Source organism: Planctomicrobium mucosum, from assembly GCF_051466335.1.
Taxonomy (GTDB): domain Bacteria; phylum Planctomycetota; class Planctomycetia; order Planctomycetales; family Planctomycetaceae; genus Planctomicrobium.
In genome coordinates this window covers 271758-296644 of the sequence record NZ_CP195793.1, presented here as the reverse complement: position 1 = coordinate 296644, position 24887 = coordinate 271758, and the positions used below count along the sequence as shown (strand labels likewise).

20 protein-coding genes and 1 tRNA gene are annotated in these 24887 nt (G+C 52.5%); 13 read left to right on the top strand and 8 right to left on the bottom strand.

The genetic code is table 11. The features are described from left to right. Positions 1–17 precede the first annotated feature (17 nt). A complete protein-coding gene (locus SH668x_RS01250) occupies positions 18–419 on the bottom strand; it encodes a hypothetical protein (protein ID WP_437186883.1) in 402 nt (133 codons plus the stop codon). A 199-nt stretch (positions 420–618) separates the two neighbouring features. Here SH668x_RS01250 and SH668x_RS01245 point away from each other — a divergent pair, with 199 nt between their 5' ends. From SH668x_RS01245 to SH668x_RS01230, 4 genes are all read left to right on the top strand, one after another. Then, positions 619–2235 (top strand): hypothetical protein, encoded by a 1617-nt coding sequence (locus SH668x_RS01245; protein ID WP_437186882.1) that lies wholly within the window; start codon positions 619–621, stop codon positions 2233–2235. A gap of 336 nt (positions 2236–2571) precedes the next feature. Next, the gene (locus SH668x_RS01240) at positions 2572–4032 is read left to right on the top strand and encodes a sigma-54 interaction domain-containing protein (RefSeq protein WP_437186881.1); all 1461 of its coding nucleotides are present in this window, start codon (positions 2572–2574) and stop codon (positions 4030–4032) included. Positions 4033–4311: 279 nt separating this feature from the next. Beyond that, positions 4312–5493, top strand: coding sequence for a ribonuclease D (locus tag SH668x_RS01235; protein ID WP_437186880.1), 1182 nt, complete (start codon positions 4312–4314; stop codon positions 5491–5493). 143 nt (positions 5494–5636) lie between these two features. Further along, the gene (locus tag SH668x_RS01230) at positions 5637–6272 is read left to right on the top strand and encodes a hypothetical protein (protein ID WP_437186879.1); all 636 of its coding nucleotides are present in this window, start codon (positions 5637–5639) and stop codon (positions 6270–6272) included. Between the two features lie 104 nt (positions 6273–6376). Here the strand turns inward: SH668x_RS01230 and SH668x_RS01225 are convergent, their stop codons facing one another. Both SH668x_RS01225 and SH668x_RS01220 read right to left on the bottom strand, forming a co-directional pair. Continuing rightward, positions 6377–6634 carry an acyl carrier protein gene (locus SH668x_RS01225; protein WP_437186878.1) on the bottom strand — a complete coding sequence of 86 codons (258 nt, stop codon included), beginning with the start codon at positions 6632–6634 and terminating at the stop codon, positions 6377–6379. A gap of 67 nt (positions 6635–6701) precedes the next feature. Beyond that, on the bottom strand, positions 6702–7976 hold the full coding sequence (locus SH668x_RS01220) for a beta-ketoacyl-[acyl-carrier-protein] synthase family protein (protein ID WP_437186877.1): 1275 nt from the start codon (positions 7974–7976) through the stop codon (positions 6702–6704). Positions 7977–8335: 359 nt separating this feature from the next. Here SH668x_RS01220 and SH668x_RS01215 point away from each other — a divergent pair, with 359 nt between their 5' ends. The 3 genes from SH668x_RS01215 (at position 8336) to SH668x_RS01205 (ending at position 11074) form a co-directional block, all read left to right on the top strand. After that, entirely contained in the window at positions 8336–8653 is a 318-nt protein-coding gene (locus SH668x_RS01215; RefSeq protein WP_437186876.1) for a (2Fe-2S)-binding protein, read from the top strand. Between the two features lie 108 nt (positions 8654–8761). Continuing rightward, positions 8762–9574, top strand: coding sequence for a pyrroline-5-carboxylate reductase (proC, locus tag SH668x_RS01210; RefSeq protein WP_437186875.1), 813 nt, complete (start codon positions 8762–8764; stop codon positions 9572–9574). A 33-nt stretch (positions 9575–9607) separates the two neighbouring features. Further along, a complete protein-coding gene (locus tag SH668x_RS01205; RefSeq protein ID WP_437186874.1) occupies positions 9608–11074 on the top strand; it encodes a metal ABC transporter permease in 1467 nt (488 codons plus the stop codon). A 93-nt stretch (positions 11075–11167) separates the two neighbouring features. Here SH668x_RS01205 and SH668x_RS01200 read toward each other — a convergent pair whose 3' ends face one another. Continuing rightward, positions 11168–11566, bottom strand: coding sequence for a hypothetical protein (locus SH668x_RS01200; RefSeq protein WP_437186873.1), 399 nt, complete (start codon positions 11564–11566; stop codon positions 11168–11170). A 357-nt stretch (positions 11567–11923) separates the two neighbouring features. Between SH668x_RS01200 and SH668x_RS01195 the strand changes: the two genes are divergently transcribed. Beyond that, positions 11924–14329 (top strand): hypothetical protein, encoded by a 2406-nt coding sequence (locus SH668x_RS01195; protein WP_437186872.1) that lies wholly within the window; start codon positions 11924–11926, stop codon positions 14327–14329. A 233-nt stretch (positions 14330–14562) separates the two neighbouring features. After that, on the top strand, positions 14563–15477 hold the full coding sequence (locus tag SH668x_RS01190) for an HDOD domain-containing protein (RefSeq protein WP_437186871.1): 915 nt from the start codon (positions 14563–14565) through the stop codon (positions 15475–15477). A 212-nt stretch (positions 15478–15689) separates the two neighbouring features. Here the strand turns inward: SH668x_RS01190 and ppdK are convergent, their stop codons facing one another. The 3 genes from ppdK to SH668x_RS01175 all read right to left on the bottom strand — a co-directional run bounded on the left by ppdK (position 15690) and on the right by SH668x_RS01175 (position 20833). Continuing rightward, the gene (gene ppdK, locus SH668x_RS01185) at positions 15690–18413 is read right to left on the bottom strand and encodes a pyruvate, phosphate dikinase (RefSeq protein ID WP_437186870.1); all 2724 of its coding nucleotides are present in this window, start codon (positions 18411–18413) and stop codon (positions 15690–15692) included. A gap of 274 nt (positions 18414–18687) precedes the next feature. After that, entirely contained in the window at positions 18688–18984 is a 297-nt protein-coding gene (locus SH668x_RS01180) for a L28 family ribosomal protein (protein WP_437186869.1), read from the bottom strand. A 190-nt stretch (positions 18985–19174) separates the two neighbouring features. Beyond that, positions 19175–20833 carry a redoxin family protein gene (locus tag SH668x_RS01175; RefSeq protein WP_437186868.1) on the bottom strand — a complete coding sequence of 553 codons (1659 nt, stop codon included), beginning with the start codon at positions 20831–20833 and terminating at the stop codon, positions 19175–19177. 321 nt (positions 20834–21154) lie between these two features. Between SH668x_RS01175 and SH668x_RS01170 the strand changes: the two genes are divergently transcribed. The 4 genes from SH668x_RS01170 (at position 21155) to SH668x_RS01155 (ending at position 24252) form a co-directional block, all read left to right on the top strand. Continuing rightward, positions 21155–21721 carry a NuoI/complex I 23 kDa subunit family protein gene (locus SH668x_RS01170; RefSeq protein WP_437186867.1) on the top strand — a complete coding sequence of 189 codons (567 nt, stop codon included), beginning with the start codon at positions 21155–21157 and terminating at the stop codon, positions 21719–21721. A gap of 62 nt (positions 21722–21783) precedes the next feature. Then, positions 21784–22413, top strand: a complete 630-nt coding sequence (locus tag SH668x_RS01165) for an NADH-quinone oxidoreductase subunit A (protein WP_437186866.1) — start codon at positions 21784–21786, stop codon at positions 22411–22413. After that, the gene (locus tag SH668x_RS01160) at positions 22410–22943 is read left to right on the top strand and encodes an NADH-quinone oxidoreductase subunit C (RefSeq protein ID WP_437186865.1); all 534 of its coding nucleotides are present in this window, start codon (positions 22410–22412) and stop codon (positions 22941–22943) included. Before SH668x_RS01165 ends, SH668x_RS01160 begins: the two co-directional genes overlap by 4 nt. A gap of 64 nt (positions 22944–23007) precedes the next feature. Beyond that, positions 23008–24252 carry an NADH-quinone oxidoreductase subunit D gene (locus SH668x_RS01155; protein WP_437186864.1) on the top strand — a complete coding sequence of 415 codons (1245 nt, stop codon included), beginning with the start codon at positions 23008–23010 and terminating at the stop codon, positions 24250–24252. Between the two features lie 531 nt (positions 24253–24783). Here the strand turns inward: SH668x_RS01155 and SH668x_RS01150 are convergent. Beyond that, a tRNA-Gln gene (locus SH668x_RS01150) sits at positions 24784–24855 on the bottom strand. Positions 24856–24887: the final 32 nt, after the last annotated feature.

Here is a 24887-nt window from a genome sequence, read left to right as displayed (position 1 = left end):
GCCCCTTGACTGATTTCTTAACGATTACTGGTCAATTTCAATGCTTCAACGAGACTGAACCAGACCACACCCAGAACACTGAGCAGCTGGGCAATGCCAAAACGTCTCTGATAACTTTCCGGAAGTTGCAGCTTCGACAGGTACCTTCGAAGCACCACGGTGCGAACGACGAGGAAGGCGATCGCGGCCACCAGATAACCAGCCGTGATTGCTGTGAATTTGTCTGGCGCTCTCGAATTCGCGTACAAAAACAACAGCGCAAGCCCAGCGATGGGCATCACCGTGAATAAGCGTGCGTTCGAAAACTTCTCAAGAACGGTCTGTCGCTTATCGCTGGTCAGCTCCCGCAACGCCCCTTCCGTAAGAACTCGTCCCGCAATCATGCTGAACAGAAAGACGGCGACTCCAGAATATTCCATTGAACAATACAACCCGCAAAGATGAGAGACTCGCCGTAACCAAGAATCCAGATCATCTTAAGATGATCACATCGGCTCCAACATTCTGTGAATCTTGACCCGACTATATACTGCAGTTACCGTAAAGTCTCGCTCGAGAAATCCGCAAAATGGCCTTCTTTTCCACTATTATCCTCCAAGGACTGCCTCTTTGAAAAGGATGTCAATTCAAGTCAGTGAATGGGGCATTTCGCTATTACTGACCTTCGTGGCAGTGGTTTTGGTGGTGATCGGCTTTCTGTATGTCGGTCCACTCTGGCGAGATGAAGCTGCTTTTCTCCAGGTCGCAACCCTCCCTGACTGGAATGACGTTCGTCAGCTCTTCCACTTCGAAGCCTTCCCTCTCGCCTTTCATGGTCTGATTCGAACACTTACTGCTCAAATCGGCACCAGCGACGCTGCGCTGCGTTCCTATGGACTGGTCGTCAGCATTGCGTTGATTGCGGCTCATTGGTTTACATCGTGGATGACGACACGACGCGCACCAGTTGTCGCAATGGCCCTGATTGCTTTGAACCCGACAATCCTCTCCTGGGCCGGATCTCTTCGAGGTTACGGGCTAGGTTGCGTGATGATCGTTTTGACATTCGCAGGTTTTTGTCAGCTCATCAGAAAACGGACGGTCGGGTGGAGCCTGTTCACGTTATTGACCAGCATTCTCAGTGTTCAGTGCGTCATTCAGAACAGCATGTTAATCCTAGCCATGGGGCTCAGCGCTGCGTTCGTTGGATGGCGAAACAAAGAGATCCGAACTTCGATCCTCGTACTGTCAATTGGATTCTTGAGCGGGCTCACCGTAATTCCCTACCTGTCGAATTATGGTTCTGGTTCCAAATGGGCGATTCTGATCAAAGTCCCCATGTCCAGCCTCGACTATCTCCAAAGGTTCATTAACTCCTGCGGAGGCGAACTGCTCTTCTTCAGAATCCTCTGGGTCGGAATTTTTATCGTTACGATCGCTGTCGGACTGAAACTGCTCTATCGAAATCCTTCAGCTGAAGACGATCCAAAGGCCTTCAAAGACCAGCAGTCTCTCATCCAATTCTCACTAGGATCACTCAGCCTCGGCGTTCTCTGCTTTCTGGAGTTCCTGAACTACCTCAGTTATCCCACGCAGGTTTGGTACTACATGATGCTGATGAATCTCTGCGTCTGTAGCATCGCCACCATCTTTCAGACGTTCACGTTCGCCAACGCAAAACGTCGCAAGGGCTTGATGATTGCAGCGTGTCTCTTCGCTGTCTGTCAGATTCCACTTGACCTCGCTCGTCTCATTGAACGCAAGTCGAACGTCGACCTCATCGCGAAAGCGGTCGAGGCAAACGAAAAGCCAGGGGACTTGGTCGTGATCTCCCCTTGGTACATCGGATGCAGCTTTCTCTGGTACTACGAAGGCAAAGGAACTTGGGAGAGCATCCCCCCGATGCCCGAAATCAAGATGCACCGGTACGACTGGGTTCAGGAAGCCATGACCGCAGGCTCTCCTATGCCTCTCATTAAGAAGCAGATTCAAGAGAGACTCACCCGTGGCGAAACCGTCTGGATTCTTGGCCAAATGCGCGAGCCCGATCCTGATGGCATCGACATTCCCGGCCCTCCACCTGACCCCGATACTGGTTGGTGGTCTGTCCGCTATCAAGCTGCGTGGAGCGAAGAGCTGACTGAGTTTCTACGTTCGCACGCAGCGGAGTTCACGCAGGTCGACCTGCAATTGAACCAGGCTGTGATGAAGTTCGAGAACGCAGAACTCTGGAAGGCGAATGGCTGGAAAGATTGAAGCTGCGAAGAGCACCTCGACTGATTGTTGAGTTTTAGAACAGTGTTTCCGTTCGGAAACAGTCAGCAACTTTTACGTTGCCTTTTTGCACCGCAGAAACGGTCCTCAGCGATCAACTCTTACTGTCGGGTGAATCAAAAGCCTTGTTTGCACAACACTTTGCAGCAAAACTGACAACTTTGTGCATGAGATCGGCATTCCATTTGATGAGAGTCAGTCTGTTCACAATCGTGAATGAGCTGAAACATGTTGTATCTCTCAGTCGCCAGTCATGGGCTCACTCGGCGGCGGCGGGAGTCGCAACACCATCCGGAATGAAATCAGGGCAGATTCCCCATGTCATTACCTGCAGTCGTTGTTGCCACTGCTGACGAACGCCTTGCGAGAGAACTCGCAGGAAGACTCAGCGAGCAGTACCACCTCAGCATCACGACCAATCTGCTACAGATCCCACACCTTCTTCGCGAAAGCAACGCAGCAATCGCGTTTCTGGATGTTCGATTTCTCGCTGCCACCGAGCAGGTGTCAATCGACCTGATTCATGAAATTCAGGTCAACCATCCTCAGACACAAGTGATCGCTGCCGTCCGTGACGGTTCTTTTGCGCAATTGAATCAGCTTTCCAGCGACGGAAAAATTTCCCTCATCGTCGGGGCACCGGTCCCAACAGAAGTCGCGAGACGATTTGCAGAATCACTCCAGGCCACGCCACGAATCGCGTTTGGCCCAGCGTCGAATCCTCCTTCCGTCGAGCCGGTTGCAAGTGGTACTCCAGAGGTCAGTCCAGTTCGCGAGACGCTTGGCGAATCCGTCTTTGAAGGAGTTACCCGGCGTTTCGAAACGCGGTCTGTTGAGTTGAAGCAGATGCTGGACGATCTCATGATCGCAGCCAGCCATGACGTCACCATATTGTTGATCGGTGAAACAGGATCAGGAAAAACATTTCTGTCGAACCTGATCCACGAGGCCTCTCCTCGTCGCAACGAACCCTTCATTCACATTGCGTGCGGGGCCCTTCCTCGAGAACTGATTGAAAGCGAACTGTTTGGCCATACAAAGGGCTCGTTTACAAGTGCTCACGCGGACAAGGAAGGAAAGTTCGTTGCAGCTAGAAAAGGGACAATGCTTCTCGACGAAATTGACGTTCTCGGCCCCGAGCAGCAGGTCAAACTTCTTCGCGTTATTGAAACCGGTGAATTTGAAGCGGTCGGCTCCAACGTCACGTTCAAGTCGCAGGCGCGACTGGTTGTCGCCAGCAATCTTAACCTTGAGCCACTTGTCGAAGCCGGAAAATTCCGCCCTGACCTGTACTACCGCTTGAATATGCTTAAGTTCGAAATCCCACCGCTGCGAAGAAGAAAAATCGACATCATCCCGATGGCGAAAAAGTTCGTTGCGAGATTCTCTGAAAAGCACGGGATTAAAATCCATCAGATCGACGATTCCGCGCTCGAAGCCCTGTTGGCCTACCCGTGGCCGGGGAATGTCCGAGAACTTGAACATGTCATTCAACGTGCCGTCATCTACTGCCGAAACGGAATCCTCAGTCGGGAATCTCTCCCGCCTCACCTGCTTTCCGGTAAAGTTGGCCCAGCGAATGACCCAAGTGTTCAGCTTGGCACCATCGGCTCATCATCCGGCCAAACTCTCGAACGACAGGTTGGACTGAGCGAGAAGGAAATCATCGAGCAAGTCTTGTTCAAGAACAATTTCAGCAGAACACGGACCGCGAAAGACCTCGGGATCTCACGTGTAACCCTCTACAACAAGATGAAAAAACACGAGATGCTCAAATAGCGACATCGATGGCAAAAATTTGTCGCTGCAGAACAACTACTCATCCTCATGCAGAGAGTCCATGTTTATGGACTCCTTCGCGACATTTGGCACGAGTGCCGAGGAATGGGTGAGCAATCAGCCTCATTCCATCCCATCCGCAGTTTCGCTCTCATCGGAGCCAATTCGACCGATTTGATCTTCTCGAAAGGTTGGTTCCTGCAGGCGATTGCGGGCGCGGCCTATCTGTCTTAAGCTGCAAAAAGTTCAGGACTCGCCTCTATAGATAACACGCCTGCCGTGACGCTGATCGCCACACAATCTGAATTCGACCATCTCTGCCAACGCATCCGCGACGCAGGTTTGGTATCTTTTGACACGGAATTCATCTCGGAATTTTACTTCCGGCCTCGTCTGTGCCTGCTGCAATTTGCACTACCGGACAGCGAATCCTTTGCCGTCGATCCGTTCGAAATTCCGGACCTGACGCAATGGTGGGACATCATGACGGACGACAGGACGACAATCCTCGTCCATGGCGGCCGCGAAGAAATTCGATTCTGTCAGTTTGCGACAGGTAACCGTCCTAGGAAACTCGTCGACGTCCAGATCGCAGAAGGGCTCCGTTCACGCGGATTCCCCATCTCTTACACGAATCTGGTCTCCCGCGTCCTCGGATTCCCGATTCTTCACGGGAAAGAGACTCGCACTGACTGGCAGTTTCGCCCGCTCTCCGAACAGCAGTTGAATTACGCAATGGAAGATGTCCGGCATCTTCCAGCCATCTGGGCCAAACAATCAGCCTCTCTGGAAGAACAGGGACGGTTGAGCTGGGCGACATCAGAATTCGAGCGGTTTATTGACTATGTTCTCGCTGAGGAAGATCGCGAAGGCTGGCTGAAACTCCCCGGCTACGGACGATTAAACCGCCGAGAGATGGCGGTAGCCCGTGCACTCTATCAGTGGAGAAACCAGGAAGCAGAACGCACCGATCGGCCACAACGTCGCATTTTGCGAGACGATTTACTGGTCGAACTCGCACATCGGCAACCCAAGACTCTTCGCGAACTGAACCTGACTCGCGATATGAATCGCCGAGACTACCAACAGCACGCTGAGACGTTTGTTGAAATCATTCTGGCTGCTAGCGCACTCCCCGCGGACCAGCTACCGGAAAAGAACGTCGGCAACCTTCACCCCGCTCAGGATGAAGTTCTCGGGAGAATCCTTGGCCTCGCATTGGCCAACCGTTGCCAGGAAATGAGCGTTTCCATGACGCTCGTCGCCACGGCTGCTGACCTGAAAGACTTCGTTCGCTGGCACGTGTTCGAGAACCGTAAAGGGGACACTCCACGCCTCATGCAGGGATGGAGACAGGAGGTCTGTGGTCAGCTTCTCGCTGATGTTCTCGACGGGAAAGTCACACTCCGGGTTTCGGATCCACAATCGGAATACCCTCTCGCGTTTGTCCGCGAGAAGTAATTGCTTGTGGAATCGGTATCGCGACCAGGCGTGCGTCTCTTCAGTTTGCCACGCTTTTTACAGCTTTCAATTGTACGTCCAGACAATGCAACGTAGTCTGAATGACAGCGATGCCAGCCTGAACCTACAAAACTGGAAGCAACATGAACGACCGTACTGGAAGCTCACCCGAAGCAAAATTCTGGAACTGGTTTTCAAAAAACGCCGAAGAGTATCGCGTCATCAGCGACGACGATCGAGATGCAGCCTTTGATAAACTGCACTCGCATCTTTATGAATGCCACCCTGAGTTGGCCATAGAGGTGAGTCCGACCGATGCTTCCGGAGTCAATGAGCTGACTATTACTTCTGAGGGGAACATCGAGCTTTTCCCACTGGTTGAGCAGATCGTTGCCATGGCACCCGCCATGCAAGGCTGGAGGGTCGTCGCGTTCAGGCAGCCGATTGATCAGGATTTTGTGTTCGAATCAGATGGGATCAGGCTGGATACCCAAGAACTGCAATTCCGCCTCGAAGAGTCGTTTGATGATCCCGGCCTGGTCGATTTGATCATCGCTGTCCCCAATCTCGATGACGCCGATGAAGACGCACTTGAAACAGGCGTAATCATTTTACTTGAAAGCCGACTTGGAGAAAAAGTGGCAGCAGAAAGCATCGCGACCCTGGAAGTAATCGATGCGAGCATGGTCACAAAGAGAAGCGGTTTTCAACCCTTTTCCGAACTGTCACCCGCCATCCATGAGTTCAGGCAATCGCTGAATAATTCGACTGAGATGTAACTCGCTGGGAAGCTCTGGCGACAAGCACAAAAAAGCCTCCTGGACTCACATTACTGAGTCCAGGAGGCTTAAAGTCGGGCAGTCAGCCTGTCGAGCCAAATTGATTACTTGGCAACGTCAGCCAGCTTTGGCTCGAGATAATTGACAGTGCTGTCCATGGTGATCAGGTGTTCGTATTCATTTTCTGGAATCTGAACACGATATTGCTTTCGCAATTCCATGACGATATCGAGGAAATCCATGCTGTCGAGTTCCATCTGCTCGCGAAAAGCGACAGAGTCATCCAGATTGGACAGGTCTTCGTCCGGGGCGATCCGTTCCAGAATACTGATGATCACTTCCCGAATTTCTGGCCGAGTCATTCCGATACTTCCTCTTCCACCGATGTGTCTTGAATGAAATGAACGCGATCTGACAGAACCTGCGTTCTTAGGCGTAGACTCCGCCATTCTCTGCAGGGAACTTCTTCACAATCACGACAGAGTTGATTCCGAGCATCCCGAACGAATTGTTGAGAATATACTCGACCCGTTCCATCTTTCGCGGATGGTTAGCGACGACTTGTGGAAGTTCGCAACGGGGATCCTGTTGGTCGAGATTGATTGTAGCGTGGGCAATGTTGTCCTGAAAGGCAGGGATGTTGCCCATCAACTCGAGGGCTCCAGCAGCACCCATCGCGTGACCAATGAAACTTTTCGTGTTATTGATGGCAAGACTTGGACGATCGCCGAACACTGAGCGCAACGCCCGGGATTCCTCGATATCCCCTTGTTCTGTTGCAGTCGCATGACTGGAGACAATGTCGATGTCGTCTGCGGTCAACCCAGCCCGCTTAAGAGCCAATTGAACGCATTCAGCCTGCCGACTTGATGATGGCAGCACAAAATCCAGAGCATCCGAATTCATGGCGTGGCCAACGATTTCGCCGTAAATCTTCGCTCCACGGGCAATTGCGTCCGGAAGGCGTTCGAGTGTGCAGATCCCACCACCCTCTGATACCACAATTCCGTTTCGTTGCGTGTCGAACGGGCGACTTGCTTTCGTTGGATCTTCGTTCCAGGCGAGCGCCCCTTGGCTCGCGAAGCTCGCGAAAATTCCGAACGTATGAATACTCTCGGAAATTCCCCCAGCAATTGCCAGGTCAACTTCACCGAGGCGAAGCATCTGCAAACCGTAAATAAAGCCTGCGTTCCCGGCAGCACAAGCAGCACCAACGGTCAAATGCGGTCCCGTAATCCCCATGTTCAGGGTCACTTCGCCGGCCGGATTATTGGCCACCGTGCGAGGATTGTGATGGTGAGACCAGACCTTTGTGTCGTAGTCGAACTGCGAAATCTCATAGATCTCGCTCTCAGTTTCGACGTTGCCGTGCTCGGTAATGCCGAGATAGACGCCAACTCGATCTTTGGGAACATTCGCCCAATCGATTCCGGAATCGATAACAGCTTCGTTGGCACAATAGATGGAGACGGAGCCAGCGCGGGTTCCGCGACGGCGTTCCTTCTTCTTCTGATATTTGAACTCGTCGAAATTACAGACGCCAGCCAGCACGGGCTGTTTGATGTACCGGGTCTGGAATGGAACGACCCCCGATTTACCAGCCAAAAGAGCTGCACGGTAATCAGTCAGGTTATCACCGTTTGGAGCCGTCAGGCCGACACCGGTGATGACAATTCGGTTGTGATCTTGCAAAGATTGGGACATTTTCCGCCGCCGAGATATCGAATACAGGGAGCGTAACTGCGCCGGGATAGGGAAACAAGCAGTGCCCCGAGAGCGAATCTCCAGAAAATGAGCATCAGCCAGTATTGATGCTCATTTTCTGACTCAGTCTTGGCTCTCTTCTGTACTCAAACAGAGGGCGTCTGGGAATGCTCTCCCCCTTATTTTGAGTGTTTTCTTCACATCCGGATTACGAAAAATAGCACCCTTTTCACTTATACTGATAATCCCTGATGCAACCCTCCAAGCTGAAAACTTGTACGCCAGCCGATTTACGTTCAATGGTTCTCGACTAAAATAGGATTCAGCGGCCGCCCCATACTCCGGAACGTCAGACACTGATGAAACTCGACGACAAAGTCTGTTATTGCTTCCACATCAGTAAACGAAAAGTTCTGAATTTCATTCGTATCCATCAGCCACGCCGAGCCAGTCAGCTCAGCGACTGCGGGGGAGCCGGGACAGGGTGTGGGTGGTGCATTCGGTACCTCCAGAAATGCTTCACTGATGCAGGCACAATACAGGCAGCCGGGGAAGACTCTCTTACAGCTGAGGAATACGCTGCTGGACGCACTGAATACATTCTCGCCGGCAAAGGTGTCCCCCGCCCGGGAACCGGTCCAGAACAGAACAATCCAAGCACTTCACCGCCCCCCTGAGTGAGCCAACGGGCGAACAAAGGAACCCATCGCTCGCAGTGGCACCCCGTTTCGATTGCTTGCTAAGATACGCCTGACCAGAAGGTTTTCAGCGAATGGATCATTGCGATGGATGAAGTGAAAGTCGGGTTCCTCGGTGCTGGTAAGATGGCGACCGCATTGGGAAAGGGGTTGATCGACTCCGGATTTGCCAAGCCTGAGAACATCATCGCCAGCGATGTTGTCTCAGCTGCTGTCGAAAGTTTTTCAAAGGCAACAAAAGGGCAGGCAGCGACTAGCAATCAGGAAGTGCTGCAAAAATCCAATGTGGTGATTCTCGCCGTTAAACCACAATCGATGTCCAGCCTACTGAGCGAGCTAAAAGCTGATTTCACCGATCAACATCTCATCGTTTCCATCGCTGCTGGAGTGACGCTCTCTCAGATGGAGGCAGCCCTGGGTGAACGAAGAATTGTCCGCGTAATGCCGAACACACCTGCTCTCGTCGGAGCAGGTGCATCCGGATTCGCACGAGGCAAATTCGCGACAGCTGAAGATGCGGACCTTGTCGCGAAATTGCTGGGAACTGTCGGCATCGCCATGCAGGTCTCAGAGTCCTTGTTGGATGCTGTGACCGGGCTTTCCGGGAGCGGCCCTGCCTACGTTTTCGAAATGATCGAAGCGCTCAGCGACGGTGGCGTCCTTGTCGGACTTCCAAGAAACGTGGCAACTCAACTTGCTGCCCAAACGCTGCTCGGAGCGGCACGTATGGTACTGGAAACCGGCGAACACCCCGGTCAGTTGAAAGATGCAGTCACAAGCCCCGGCGGAACCACAATCGCCGGTCTCCACGCTCTGGAACAAGGGGCTCTTCGCGCGACCTTGATGAATGCCGTTCGCGCCGCCACAGAACGCTCGAGACAACTCGCGCGAGGGGAATAACTCCACTCAGCATCGCTCATTGCGAAATTTGGCATGATGACCCTGCTCCCGACCGATAGTCTGCTCAGCTTTTTACCAACAGTTGCTGTTGCGTCAGGGTTTTCATGGCATTACTACGACACAGCCATTGTGATCGTGGCTGCACTGGCTGCAATGTCTTGTACGCTCCCGGGAGTTTGGCTTGTCCTGCGACAGCAAAGCATGATGGGAGATGCACTCAGCCACACTGCTCTCCCAGGGGTCGTTTTGGCCTATCTGTTTGGACAGTGGTTAAAAGACTCAGGTTGGATCACTGCAGCCGGACTGACAGCCATCGAGCCATTGCTTCTGATCACAGGAGCAATTGTGATTGGCATTCTGACAGCGATCCTGACGGAAAGCGTTCAAAAACTCGGACGTGTCGAAGGAAACGCCGCGCTGGGCGTTGTATTCACCTCGCTATTTGCACTCGGCCTCTTACTGATCCGCCTCACGGCAGATGACATTCACCTTGATCCCGAATGCGTTCTCTTTGGACAGATCGAATTGACGGTTCTGGACAGCGTTCCCATTGGCGGCATTGAAATCCCGATGGCGGCCCTGACCAACGGAGCCCTGCTGATCATCAACGGCATCCTGTTAATGCTGTTCTTCAAAGAGCTGAGAGTGGCTGCTTTTGATTCAGAGATGGCAACGTCGCTCGGGATTCCGGCGGGGACTCTCCATTATTTACTAATGGGAGTGACAGCAGCGACTGTCGTTACAGCGTTCACATCCGTTGGAAGCATTCTTGTTGTGGCGATCCTGATCGTCCCAGCAGCTTGTAGCCAATTGGTCTGCAATCGTCTCTGGACAATGATTTCACTCAGCTTGATCATCGCTGCCCTGAGCGCGATCGTGGGGCACGTTCTTTCAAAAACTCTCCCCGTTATGATTTTTTCGCGACTGGGATTTCCAAACGTTCAAGACGCAGGCACTTCTGGGATGATGGCAGTAGCCTGCGGCATTTTCTTCGTTCTATTTATGCTCTTCTCTCCGCAGGATGGCCTAATGGGACGCTGGATTGCGAAGAATTCCCTCGTCTTCCGAATGGCTACCGATGACATTCTCGCGGCGCTTTTTCGAAGTCAGGAATCGAGCGGACAGGCGGGGACGTCCCCAACGATCATTCGCAAGATGGCATCATGGATTTCACCGCTCACATGGCGACTCGCTCTGTGGCGTCTGCGAGCCAAGGGGTTGGTCGCGGGGACAGATTCACTGCACCTCACTGCGACTGGTATGGAACAGGCCAGCGAACTTGTCCGTTCCCATCGCCTTTGGGAATCGTATCTGCACAAACACTTTCAGCTGGATGGCGGAACGTTGCATGGCTCTGCAGACCGGGTCGAGCACTATCTTGACCGCGATCTGCAGGCACAGCTAGATGTCGAGTTGGATTCTCCTCACCTCGACCCGCATGGAAAATCGATTCCTGCTCGTGAAGAGAGCTCCAACGATTCGCGATCATCACAGCACTGATCCGAGCCGTGCGGTGTCGAGATTCGGTCCGATCCCCGCACAGTGAATACCGCCGATGGAAGGTCGACCTCTCAGGAATTTCACGTGAGAAGACTACTCTTTTGCAGGTTCTCCCGTTTTCGGCTGCTTCCGTAGCTTTGCCTCAGATTCGGCCAGCAGTTCCTGAAGCCGGAGTCGTTGTCCCGGTGTCAGCACCTCACCCATTTTCTGATAGCGCTCCTCCTTCAGCTGACGGATCTGCTCTTCAAGTTCCTCGAACCGTGGTTCGAAACGGTTGTGAATGTCGATGAGCGTTTTCCGCTGATCTTCCGTGACCCCCAGTTGGCCATAGTGATTGGGAAGTGAAAATCTGGCCACTTTGGCGTTCGATTTCTCAGGTGATTTCTCTGCCGCAACGCTCTGAAAACCATCACCTGCAAGTGCCATCAAGACCGCAGATGCACAGACGATAATTCCAGTAACAGATCGTTTCCATCTTGCCCGCTTTAACATGATGTTGCCCCGCGATTCCTCTGAAAGTTGGTCTCCTGAAGTCACACACTCATCAAGTTTGATACAAGTTCTTTCGAATAGAGTCCAGTGAACCGGCACCCCACTTCAATTGAACTCGGCGGTCGCAACGCATCGCAGCAGTCGATAACAGAGGCACGATTCCAGACTGCGATACCGGTCAAGTCAGCCGGTTCATCGCAGATTCCGAGATTCACATGGCAGGTGGATCACAATCCGGAGTATGATCTACGGCTCAAGGACGACAGCAGAAATCCGCGTCGAACTCATGAGTTTCAGCAGACTCTCTTGAAGATGACCAGACGAATTGAATGGACTGAGACGCTCAGGATTTCAAACTTGCGTCAACAACAAACGATTCAATTGTCGACCAGAGATGAATCAGAGTTAGGGATGGCACTTACTCAGCACGGCATACAGAGTTCTCCAAACATCGATCCGATAGACGGCCGGTGCATTGTCGTACTTGCCGCCACTCTGTTTCTGTTCGCAATTGCTGACAAAAATCTGGCACAGGCAGACGATCTGCGACTTAAGAACGGTGTCGTCCTCACGGGAACAGCGAGGCAGGTTTCTGCTCTGAATCTTGGGGTTTCTCGACAAAACAGTTCCGTGCTCGTTGCAGGAAATCCCTTCACAGTGATCGACGATGGAGTCCGACGTTTCATCATTCACCGTCGAAATGTCGCTGGCCGAACGGAGGAAAAAAGTGCCGTTTCAAATGTCTCGTTCAGCATGAAACATTTGAAGCAAGCGAGAACGTCCGGGTTTCCAGTAGTAGGCGGTTTCAGCTCGATTGAACCGTTTGACGACTTCGGACGCCGGACCGTCGTCCTGTCTACTCAAAAAGGAATGCTCCCTATTATTCAGGGCATCACGGACATCCGTCCCGATTACTCTAATGTCGAGAGCCTGAAATACAATTGGGACTACACGATCGATACATCCACAATTTCAGTCGATACGCTTCGATCGTTAATCGAAAAGACCTCCGACCGAAACAATCCTGCTGAACTGAAAGCTGCCGCGTTATTCTACCTGCAGGCCCAACGGTATGAAGAAGCGCAGGAAGAGGTCCGCCGAATTGCCCAACGATTTCCTGCTGAAGCGGAATGGTGCAAGAGATATGCGGAACTGATCGGGGAGTTCATTGCCCGAAAAGGGATCAACGAAATCGAACGACGTCGGGAAGCGGGGCAGCATTTGCTGGCGTATCAGTTCGCTCGAAACTTCCCGTCCGACGGGGTGAGCGCCGAGATCCTTCAATCAGCCGAAGAAATCGCGGACGAATACGAGAAGGCCATCGCAAACCGTGACCAGATCATTCTGCAACTGGACATCCTGCAGGCGGAACTGGACAACGAGCATTTCGAACGCCTGAAATCGCTCCGCGTCACGCTGGTGGATGAGTTGCACTACGAACGTCTGAATCGACTCGAACCGTTCCTTAGAACCATCGACGACGCCACTCAGCCCCCGCAAGAGAAGCTCGCACTGGCCTATTCCGGCTGGATCATGGGAGATGCAGGGGCGGTGACAAATCTCGACGAAGCGATCCGACTCTGGGATGCGCGCTTTCTGGTTCTCGAATACCTGAGACTCGATCAGTCCCCAACCAGAGAGAAAGAGATTCTCGCCTCTCTATCTGCCCTCGAAGGGATCACCCTGCAGCGAGTCTCCACGTTGATCAAGAATCTCCCCCCTCCGCAGCCAGTCGAGATTTCGGCCACGGGGAGCGTTCACGAATTCGAATTTCCGGCGTCTATAGGTAACAAGAAAATTCGTTACAGCGTGATGCTCCCTCCTGAATACCATCCCTCGCATCGCTATCCAATGATCGTTGCACTGAAAGCCGAACAGCGGTCGTATGCGGAAGAAATCCGCTGGTGGGGTGGTGATGAGAGCCATCCGGGATGGGCACAACGACGAGGCTATATCGTCATTGCCCCGCATTATGCCTCAGAGAACGACAAGCAGTACGACATCAACGGGGACGCGAGAGAGATCGTCCTGAGTTCGGTCAATCATGCTCGCCAACGTCTGAGCATTAACTCCGACCGTATCTTTCTTGGCGGACACGGAATGGGAGCCGACGCCTGCTTTGACATTGGGCTCTCGACTCCAGGAGTTTTCGCGGGAGTAATCCCCATCGTTGGCATCTTCCCACACGAGGCTCGACCGACCTGGGAAAATGCGCCAGGTCAGTCTTGGTATGTGGTCGCTGGTGAACTCGACAGGAACTCTCTCGATAAGAACGCATATCCGCTCGATCAAATGATGAAGAACGGGCATGACGTCATTTACTGCGAGTACAAATCACGTGGTCTGGAATCGTATTTCGAGGAACTTGAACGCATCTTCAATTGGATGCACACGCTGAGGCGGGTCCCCCTTTCTGAGACAAAAAAATTCGACGCCAAAATTGTGAGTTCCAGCGTCGACAGCATGCACTGGATCAAAGCGAAAGGAATGGAAAATCGACTGGGGCTGACAAACAAACTGAATTCGCTGAGATTCGAAGGGACCATCACCCCCGGGGGAACGATCTACATCTCTCATCCTGGGAAAGCAACAACCATTTGGCTCTCCCCGGAGAACTTCGATTTCGAGAACCGGTCCCAGATTCGGGTAAACCTGAAACAGGTTTACCACGATTTCATCAAACCCTCGTATGAAGCAATGCTGTCTGATTTGGCGGAACGTGGAGATCGTGAGAGGCTCTTCTGGGCCCGCGTCGACCTGTAAAGCACTCGAAGTTTCCTCTTGTCACGAAACGTCTCAGCATGATGCACGTTGACTAGAGTGTTTTCTCGCAAACTGAAAACGGTTTGTATGAGATGATCCGCCGCTTAATCTGGGACACTGAGAGTTCATACTGCACAATAATTTCATGTGTGGAATCGACGTGACTCGACTCAAGTGACTTAATCATAATCGCTCAGACAGAACGCAGTCCGGGCCAACCATGAGTCGCTTGAATGAACTTCAAATCTACGAATCTTTCACCGGTCAATACCTTGTTTGTGCCGTCAACGCTTCTCGACAGACTTTGCGGGCGGATCGAATCGATCGAAATGGTGTCGCCGTCTGTCAGGAAGGCACTCCAACTCACAAGCCAACTGGAATACTCCGAAGATGAGTTTGCCCAGTTCATCGAAGCGGACCACGAAACCACAGATGAGTTAGCCAAACTGAACTCGTGGCTCACACCGATCACTCGCCCCACAGATTTGAGCGTGAGGGCACTTGCCAGCTACTGGGGACCGAGTCGTTTCCGGAATCTGGCTTTCGCCGCTGCTGCGTCAGTCAAACTGAAAAAGTTTGGCGTTCAGCAATCGAATGCCATTCCGAATCTCGCTGCACACAGCTTCACGACAGCAGTCTTGGCGCATCAACTGACAAATTTGCTCGGACTGACGTTTCAGGGAGCCGAACTGGCGGCGGGGATGATGCACGACATTGGATGGTCGCTGCTTGCAATCTCTTTCCCGGAAAAACTTGGTGAACTGCCCCACAATCTACTCCACAGGGAAGAGGTACTGCAGCGTGAAGAACGATCACTATTCCAGACGACACACGATGGACTCGGCGCGTGGTTCTCGCAACAAAACCATCTCCCCGAGGAGATCTTGTTGGCAATTCAACATCATCATCAGCCGTTAAAAGCTCCGGCGTTTCGTTGCTTGACAGCGATTGTGGCTTTGGCAGATGAACTCGCCATCCGATTCGAATCGGCAGAGATAATCACAGCTCAGGAGTTCCAAAACCTTCGATCCATCAAAGTACTGGAGCTGCTGGGAATCAGAGAAGCGGGCCGTTTCCTGCACTCTCGGCTGAACCAGTTGCTGAACTGCAGCACGCCGTTTTGCCTCAGCAATCATCAAAACTGCTAGCCCCTGTCTCAGGCCTGATACGCGTCTTCTAAGGGTTCCAGCAAGTGGTCTCAATAGACGATGCGCCCGCACCTGAACACCAAGGCCGGCAAGTATGCGTGCGACGGTTTTGTCTCTTATGAACGCGGCGTCCAGTAAAAAAAGAAACCCCGAGATTGAACTCGGGGTTTCGATGCTTCACAAGATTTGACTGAGCAAATCCAGCTTCAGGCTTACTTGTCCAATGCTGCCTGAGCAGCGGCCAGACGGGCGATTGGAATACGACGTGGGCTGCAGCTCACGTAATCGAGACCAATCTCGTGACAGAAGTAAACCGACTTCGGATCGCCGCCGTGCTCGCCGCAGATACCGATCTTCAGATTTGGTCGTGTCGCACGGCCACCCTGAGTACCGATCTTCATCAGCTTGCCAACGCCATCTTGGTCGATGGTCTGGAATGGATCCGACGGAATGATGTCGTTTTCCATGTACTCGCCGATGAAGCTCTTATAGTCGTCGCGGCTGATCCCCAGAGTCGTCTGAGTCAGGTCGTTCGTACCGAAGCTGAAGAACTCTGCGTTCTGAGCGATTTCATCAGCGGTGATGGCTGCACGTGGCAACTCGATCATTGTTCCGACGGTGTAGTCGATCTTCACGCCGTGCTCTTTGCAAACTGCTTCTGCAGTGTCGCGAATGATCTTGGCCTGGTTGTCGAACTCAGCCTTGAATCCAGCCAATGGGACCATGATCTCAGGCTGAACGTTAATGCCTTCTTTCTTGAGCAGGCAAGCTGCTTCAATGATGGCACGAGCCTGCATCGCTGTGATCTCTGGGTAAACGATTCCCAGACGGCAACCGCGGTGACCGAGCATCGGATTGGTTTCTTTGAGCTCTTCAACGCGACGGTGAACCTGCTCTTCTGTCACGCCGAATGCCTTGGCGAGTTTTGGAGCCAGTGTTGGATCGTCGTGCAGGTGGTGCTCAGAGAGGAACTCATGCAACGGTGGATCGAGCAGACGAATCGTCACAGGGCGATCGCCAAGAGTCTTGAACAGGTGGGTAAAGTCGTCCCGCTGGAATGGGAGCAACTGAGCCAGCGCCTTTTCGCGATCTTCGAACTTTGTAGCGAAAATCATCGTACGAATTTCGTCGAGATGATCGAAGAACATGTGCTCGGTACGGCACAGTCCGACCCCTTCAGCTCCCAGTGCAACAGCAGCAACGGCATCGCCAGCTTCTGCATTTGCACGGACCTTCAGTGTGCGGTACTTGTCAGCCCAAGCCATCAGCTGAGCGTAACGGCTGTAAGTTTCAGCATCTTCAGCTTTCTTCTTGCCGAGCAACACTTCCATCACTTCGGAAGCTTTGGTCTCGATCTTGCCAGCGAAAACTTCGCCAGTGAAGCCGTCGACGGAGATCCAGTCACCTTCTTTGAGAACCTTATCACCAACTGTGATGGTTCCCTTTTCGTAGTCGATGTTCAGTGCAGCACAACCGCAAACGCAAGTCTTACCCATCTGGCGGGAAACCAGAGCAGCGTGTGAAGAAGCTCCACCGAATGCTGTCAGAATTCCCTTGGCGACTTTCATACCGCGAAGGTCTTCTGGGCTGGTTTCCTTACGAACCAGAATCAGCTGAACGTCGTTGTCCTTATTCCATGCTTCTTCAGCATCGGATGCGTGGAACACAACCTGGCCGGTGGCAGCACCTGGACCAGCATTGATTCCTTTTGCCAGAACGCGGTTTTCGTCCTGAGCCTTCTTCTTGCCAGCTGGATCGAAGATCGGCTGGAGAAGCTGATTCAGGTCGTCAGCTGGAATACGACGCTTCTGCAAAGCGTCTTTCTCGCTGATCAAACCTTCGTTGACGAGGTCGACAGCGATACGGACCGCTGCGAAACCAGTTCGTTTGGCGTTACGAGTCTGGAGCATCCAGACTTTGCCCTTCTGAACAGTGAACTCGATGTCTTGAACTTCTTTGAAGTGACCTTCAAGCTTCTTACCGATCTCGGTGAGCTGAGCGAAGGACTCTGGCATATCTTTGCCGAGTGTCTCTTCGATGCGAAGTGGTGTGCGAGTTCCTGCAACAACGTCTTCACCCTGAGCGTTGATCAGGTAGTCACCGCAGAAGCCTGGGATACCGACTGAGCAGTTACGTGTGAGGCCCACACCGGTTGCACAGTCATCGCCGAGGTTACCGAAGACCATCGCCTGAACGTTAACAGCAGTTCCCCAGTTGTGAGGAATGCCGTACTGGCGACGATAAACTGTCGCACGGTCGTTCATCCAGCTGCCGAACACAGCACCAACGCAGCCCCAGAGCTGTTCCATTGGGTCGGATGGGAATTCGACTTTAGCGTGCTTCTTGATGACTTCTTTGAACTGCTTAACGACGTCTTTGATCGTTTCAACAGAGAGGTCTTTCTCGTGCTCAACGCCAGCTTGTTCGCGGACGTGGTCGAGGATCTCTTCAAAGTGGTCTGGATCGTTCTTGGACTCTGGCTTGAGACCCAAAACAACGTCACCGTACATCTGAATCAGACGGCGGTAGCTGTCCCAGGCAAAATGCTCGTTACCGGACTGCTTGATCAGGGCTGCGACGGTTACGTCGTTCAGACCGATGTTCAGAACGGTATCCATCATCCCTGGCATCGATTCGCGTGAACCAGAGCGGCATGAAAGAAGAAGAGGATTCTCTGAGTCGCCGAATTTGGCACCCATGGTCTCTTCGACCTGCTTGATCGCTGCTTCGACCTGAGCTTTGAGTTCGGGCGGATATGAACGCTCGTGATCGTAGTAATACGTACAAACTTCAGTGGTAATGGTGAAGCCGGCGGGAACTGGCAGACCAATCTTGTTCATTTCAGCAAGATTCGCCCCTTTACCCCCGAGCAATGGCTTCATGGTGCCGTCACCATCAGCCTTGCCAGCACCAAAACCATATACGTATTTCGACATTAGTAGTTTCCTTGTGACTCGACTCCCCGCACTGGGGAACGAAGAATGTGGAGAACAAACTTCAGACAGGGCGCACAACCCTCAACATCAGTAAGGGCGCACCACATGCAAGCTAACAGCCATCCGGCGACTCCTCAAGTGCTGAAAGCACAGGGGGAAACGCATCAACGGTGGCAGACACTTTGAGACAAACCGACCAAATCAACGACGAATAGACGCAGGCCAGAACAATTCTGGCGTTGCGTCTACGGTTCACAAACTCTGGCTGCGAAAACTATTTCGCTTCAACAGTAAATGGCTTACGAACGACTGGGCGCTCGATCATTCCCGAACGAATCAGGCTCACTGGAACGTTGCGGCGAACAACTTCCCCGTCTTCAACGACGCGGATGTTCTGGAGGTTCACCTTGAATTTACGGCGGGTAATGCCAGTGGTCTTGCGACCGTTACCGCCCAGATACTTCGCTTTACCACGCTGACAGAGGCTGTTCCCGGTTGCTGGCTTGTTTTCGCCATACAGCGCGATTCGCTTCGCCAACTTGAGGCGTTTATTCTTCTTTAACGTACTCATGAAAACAGCTCACTCAAATCAAAATACTAGATTTCTGAGAACCGAGGAGAATAACCGCTTCGAGGAACCAATTCAACAGGGGCGCAGAAAATGTGCCAAACATTGAAATAATTTCAATTGAACTGGCGCATTCACACCAGTTTCCCACCCCCACAATCAAAAACGTCGTTCGTATCGAGATGCAGTTCCACTATTCCGCTTCCTCGGTCGCTGGCATCTTTTCTAAATTCTCTGGAGAGAATTCGGGCGGAATCGGAATCTCGAGAATCATTTCCTCACCGTTGATCACTTCCGCCCCCGGCTCCATTTCGGCTTCTAAGTCTTCACCAGCCAAATCTTTACCCGCAACAATATCATTCAGTTTTTCCGTCAGCTCCTGCTGAAGATTCGGGGAGAATCCAACGTGATAGACCTGAATCTTACCCGTCTTATCGATGATCACCAATGTGGGAATCCCCTGGACGCCAAACGCGTCACCGACCGCCATGTCCGCATCCAATGCAACGTTGACGTCAATTCCTTTTTCCTTCAGGAATGAGCGAATCGTCTCCTCGTCTTCACCCTGATTAACTGAGACGAGAATCACATCTTTGTCGGCAAATTCTTTAGCAACTGCTTCCACGGCTGGCATCGCAGCCACACAAGGTCCGCACCAAGTCGCCCAGAAATCGAGAATGACGATCTTTTTGTCGCGTTGTGCTTCGAGATTGAACTCGCCCTGGTCGAGTGTCGGGAGCTGAATGTTCGGTGCAGGCTGCCCTAAAAGTACTGGACGCTCAGGCTCCGCATCGGCCAACCCTCCCCTTTGGAAGAGTGAAAATGGATTCAAATCCTCAACGACCATTGCCCCTTTAGGAGGCTGAAAGACAAATGTCCCCTCCGGAAGTTCCTGATTCACTTTCCAATCGACAAAATTCATTGTCATTGTTGTTTTGTTTCCGCCAGAAATCTCGGCAAAGCTCGTCAGATCAGCGGACCACTTGAGCGGAAGTGGTTCATCACCTTCTGCAATCCATAATTCCCACTCTCGCCCCATCACTCCCATTCGAAGGTGATGAGCCTTTTTCCCATTGAGATCGACGACGCCTAGATCTTCGAATTGATCCAGTGCTGCAGCGACTTCCTCAAAGGTTTCATCCCCAGCCAGGATGGCGATCTGAAGGGCAGCGAGCGGCGAACCATCAGCTTCAACTCGAGGGAGTTCTGACTGCCTGTCAGGAACGGTGGCAACCAGGTATCCATTTGTGGTTGGGCGATAAATCGTGAGGCTGAGCCCATCCGAAATGAATTCAACCCCTGTTCCCGTCCCCTTGCGCAGAAACGAAACAGACTTTGGCTTCTCAAACGCATATTCAATCACAGAGGGATACTGCCGCGTTTCTCCCGAGATTTCCATCTCCACCATCACGTCGACATGCACCTGACTCGTTTTGTTTTTTTCGGCGAATTCATGCATTTTGCGCAAGGCATCTGCACCCGGCCCCGTTAATTCGACCTTAGGCTTTTCAGCTTCTGGCTGCCCCTCGGGTGGTGCGTCCGTCACCATTTCCTCAGAACCTTGCTCGGGATTGTCGGCCGGTTTTTCAGGTTCAACAACCGGTTTCATCTCGGCGACGGATTCAGCGGCAGGCGTCGCTTCCGACGGCGACTCACTCTTGGTGGACGCTGAAGCGGGGTCGGATGGAACAGTCCCCTGATGCTTAGCTGAATCTGCAGGTTTCGCATCGGGAACTGCTGGATTTGGAGCAGGATTGGGCTGAGCAGGAGGCTTTTCTTGCTTCGGATCACACGCAGAGCATGCGAGCGCCAGCAACACCAGAGGAATTAGCTCCAAAAATCGAACTCGCATTCCAATCGACTCCATAGACGCACGCCCGAAAGTTAATATCCCTGCATGGCATTGTGCACAACCAGTCGTCACAAAAGCAAGACTCCGAACCAGGCGACACTCGCGACTGTCCAAATCCGGAGAGGCGATAGAGCCCAGGCCGGCGATTTTCTCAAGATGGCACGACAAAGTGATTCTCGACGAAATTTGATTCCCAATCACAAGTTGTGATACTGTGTCTCAGCCCGTTAAAGTGTATTCAGTGCCGCGTCTCTCGAAATTTCTTCGTGGCGCCTCGGATTCCTGATGGTTGATGTCCTCTAACTCGCGTGATGCGTGACAATGTCTGCCTGGTTTCGAAACATCTGGATTGCAGTCACCACTGTTCTTGAAGGACTCTGGGTGACGCTACGCGTGATGGGTCAAACCTATGATCGAAAAGCGTTTACTGAAGTCTACGAATACCCTGAACAACCGATTCAGGCGAAGCCTCGTTACCGTGGTTTTCACCGCTTCGATCTGACGACCTGCATCGGATGTGATAAATGTGCAGTCGCTTGTCCTGTCGACTGTATTTACATCGACAAGACAAAAAGCACCGTCGGCAAAGGGTTTCGCATCGACGGCTTCACCATCGACTATACGAAGTGCATGTTCTGTGCGTTGTGCGTCGACCCGTGCCCTGTCGACTGCATTTTCATGGGGTCGAACCACGACCTCAGCGGCTTCAGCCGAGATGGATGTGTTGTCGACTTTGCAAAGCTCCCGCTCGAGACCGCATGGGGCCAATCAACGCTCAATCCGACAATCGTCGCACAATCCAAAGTCGTGTTTGAACCCGTTTGGGTAAAAGGTGAGCCGAACCCATTTGAAGCGGCGGCAGAGCCTGTTCCTGTCGAGCAAAAGTAACGCAGAGTGAACTTTTCCACAGTCCCCTCTCAGATCATTTACGAACTACAACTCGGCTCAACATGACAGACCTGTCGCTCCATTTTGTTCTCTTCATCGTTGCCGGGGCGATCTTTATTCTCGCACCGCTGACGATTGGTCGACTGATTCGTCCGCGGCTCCCGACCCCCGAAAAAGATGCCATTTATGAATGTGGCGAGCCCACAATCGGCAGCAGCTATATCCAGTTTGACATCCGCTTCTACGTCGTCGCGTTGCTGTTCATCATCTTCGACGTCGAAATGGTCTTCTTCTTCCCGTGGGCAACGGTATTCGGGGGAGCGTCGCAACTCGCGGACTCCCGCCTGTCTGAAGCCGCCCGAAGTAATCTCAGCGACAAGCTTCTGAATCTCGAACCAGGAACATCTACCGCAACGACCGCGATTTCGGCTCCCGATGCTCTCCTGATTTCGCTGACAAGTTTCGCCGACATTCTAGTGTTCTTCGCAGTGCTCCTCGTTGGCTTTGCTTACGTCTGGTTCCGCGGAGACCTGGATTGGGTTCGCGCCATGACAAAGCAGCCAAACCCAGAGACCACACAAGGAACGAAGCAATCGATCCTCGTGTCTGCATCTGATCTCGAACTGGCATCTCCCGCGGTCGACTCAACATCCAAAGTTCATCGTCTCGAAGAGACTTCCAAACGCCCATGACGATCCAAGAAATTCATACTCGGCTCATTCAGGAATTCGGCGAGTCAATCATCGTCAATCTGAATAGCGAAGCTGTCGATCCTTGGATTGAAGTCGACTCAGCCTCGATTGAGAAAGTCTGCCGCTTCCTCAAGGAACACTCCGCTTGCCAATTCGAAATGCTCAGCGATCTCACTGGTGTCGATTACCTCGAAACCAATCCCAAGCTGGTCGCAAAGTTTCCGTATGAGCCGCACATTGAAGTCGTTTATCACCTGCAAAGCCTTTCGTTAAAACAACGACTCAAGCTCAAGGTGAAGCTGCCACGATGGAAAGATCAGACACCCGGGCAGCTTCCGGAAGTCCCGACCGTCTCAACAGTCTGGCCCATTGCCAACTGGCACGAACGCGAAGCCTATGACCTCATCGGCATTCACTTCATCGGCCATCCGAACCTGACCCGAATTCTCACCGACGACGACTGGGTCGGACACCCCTTGAGAAAAGACTACGACTTCCCTCTCGAATATCATGGAATTCGAGCCCGGTAGTCCATTGCCCTCCTTGCTTTCTTCGACATTCAGATTCGCTTAGCTCCCAGACTTCGGTTCTATTATGACGACACAGCTACCTGATCCTCGCGTCATTGAATTTGACGTTCGCACGGACGAAATGCTCGTCAACATGGGGCCACAGCATCCCAGCACCCATGGTGTGCTCCGTCTGCTGATTCGGACTGACGGGGAGATGATTCACGAAGTTACACCACACATTGGTTACTTGCATCGCTGCGCGGAAAAAGTCGGCGAAAATCTCTCCGGTCCACAGTGGATTCCGTATACGGACCGCATGGACTACCTCGCTGCGATGAACATGAATCTCGGCATGGCGCTCACATTCGAGAAGCTGCTGGGAATCGAGGTCCCTGAAAAGGCGATGGTTCTTCGCACCATTATTGTGGAACTTGGCCGCATCGCCAGCCATCTTGTCGCCATGGGGACTTACGGGCTCGACCTCGGAAGCTTCAGCCCGTTTCTCTACGCCCTGCGCGAACGTGAAATTATTCTCGATCTGTTCGAAGAAGTCTGCGGTGCGCGACTCACCTATAGCTACATTACCATTGGGGGCGCAACACACGATCTCCCAGAGATGATTCGAGTTCCCGATGGCCTCGCCATGTTGACCGGCATCCCGGCGGGCACTGCGATGACGTGGATCGACACCGTCAAGGTGTTTCTCGATTGGATCAGCAAGCGAATCGACGAATATCACGCTCTGCTCACACGCAATGCCATCTTCATTCAACGAACCGCCGGGGTCGGCATTCTCTCCAGCGAAATGGCACTCGACTATGGGTGCACCGGGCCAGTATTGCGAGGAAGCGGCATCGATTTCGATCTCCGAAGAGACGGCGAACCGATCTATACGAGAATGTATGAAGGCTACAACTTCAACATCCCCGTCGCACCGTTTCCTGGTTTTGCGGTGCCTGCTGAAGCGGTCGTCGGCGACAACTGGAGCCGATTCTTCGCCCGCATGCTGGAGGTTGTTGAGTCCATCAGCCTGATTCGACAAGGACTGGAAAAGTACCCATCAGCGACCGGTGAACACAAAGTTCCATTCAAGATGACGACGAAGCTTCCTGTGAACGAAGCGTATCTGGAGACAGAGGCTCCTCGCGGGAATATCGGCTTCTACATCGTAGGAGATGGTCAGGCAGAGCCGCTGCGAGCACGGGTGAAAAGCTCCTGCTTCTGCAACCTTGCAGTGGTTCCCAAACTCTGCGAAGGGGTCCTCATTGGGGACATTCCAGCCATCGTCGGCTCACTCGACATTATGATGGGCGAAATCGATCGATAACTCGCCTTACGGCAAGATCCATTGATGAAACGGTTTGCAATTTTCGAATTTCTCAATGACCTCGCCAGACAGAATGCACATTGAGGAGATCAGTGCATCTCGAGAGCATCGCCAGTTCAAGATCGTCGCGCCAATTGCCGGTGCTCGCATCGGTCATGCAGACTCCCTCTACCCCGCTGCAGGTCCTCTTGGATGAGGTCGCCGAACGTGATTTTCGCGGATTGAAGACATTCGGCTCCGACAACACTCGTTGTCACCAACGACTTCCTGCGACAACCCGCAATTTTCAAAGTGAAGCGTTGGATAACTTTCGGAACCGAGGGGCGTACAGCAAGTCGCGAGACATGCAAAAGAAAAATTCATAGTCCATCGGGACGTGGCTGCACTCACCCTGGGTGCGTCCAAGACATCGTGAGCACTTCAAGCAGGATGTTGACACAATTCGAGTGCCAAATATCGATGGACCTGCTGCTCAGTCTTGCTGTAGAGGGTTTGCCTAAGATGGGCTGCTGCAAGAGGTTGCAAAGAAAGTTACCCGACCAAGATTCGAACTTGGACTAACAGAATCAAAATCTGTGGTGCTAACCGTTACACTATCGGGTACCGATGCGGAAAACATACTTAGTTGGGCTGAA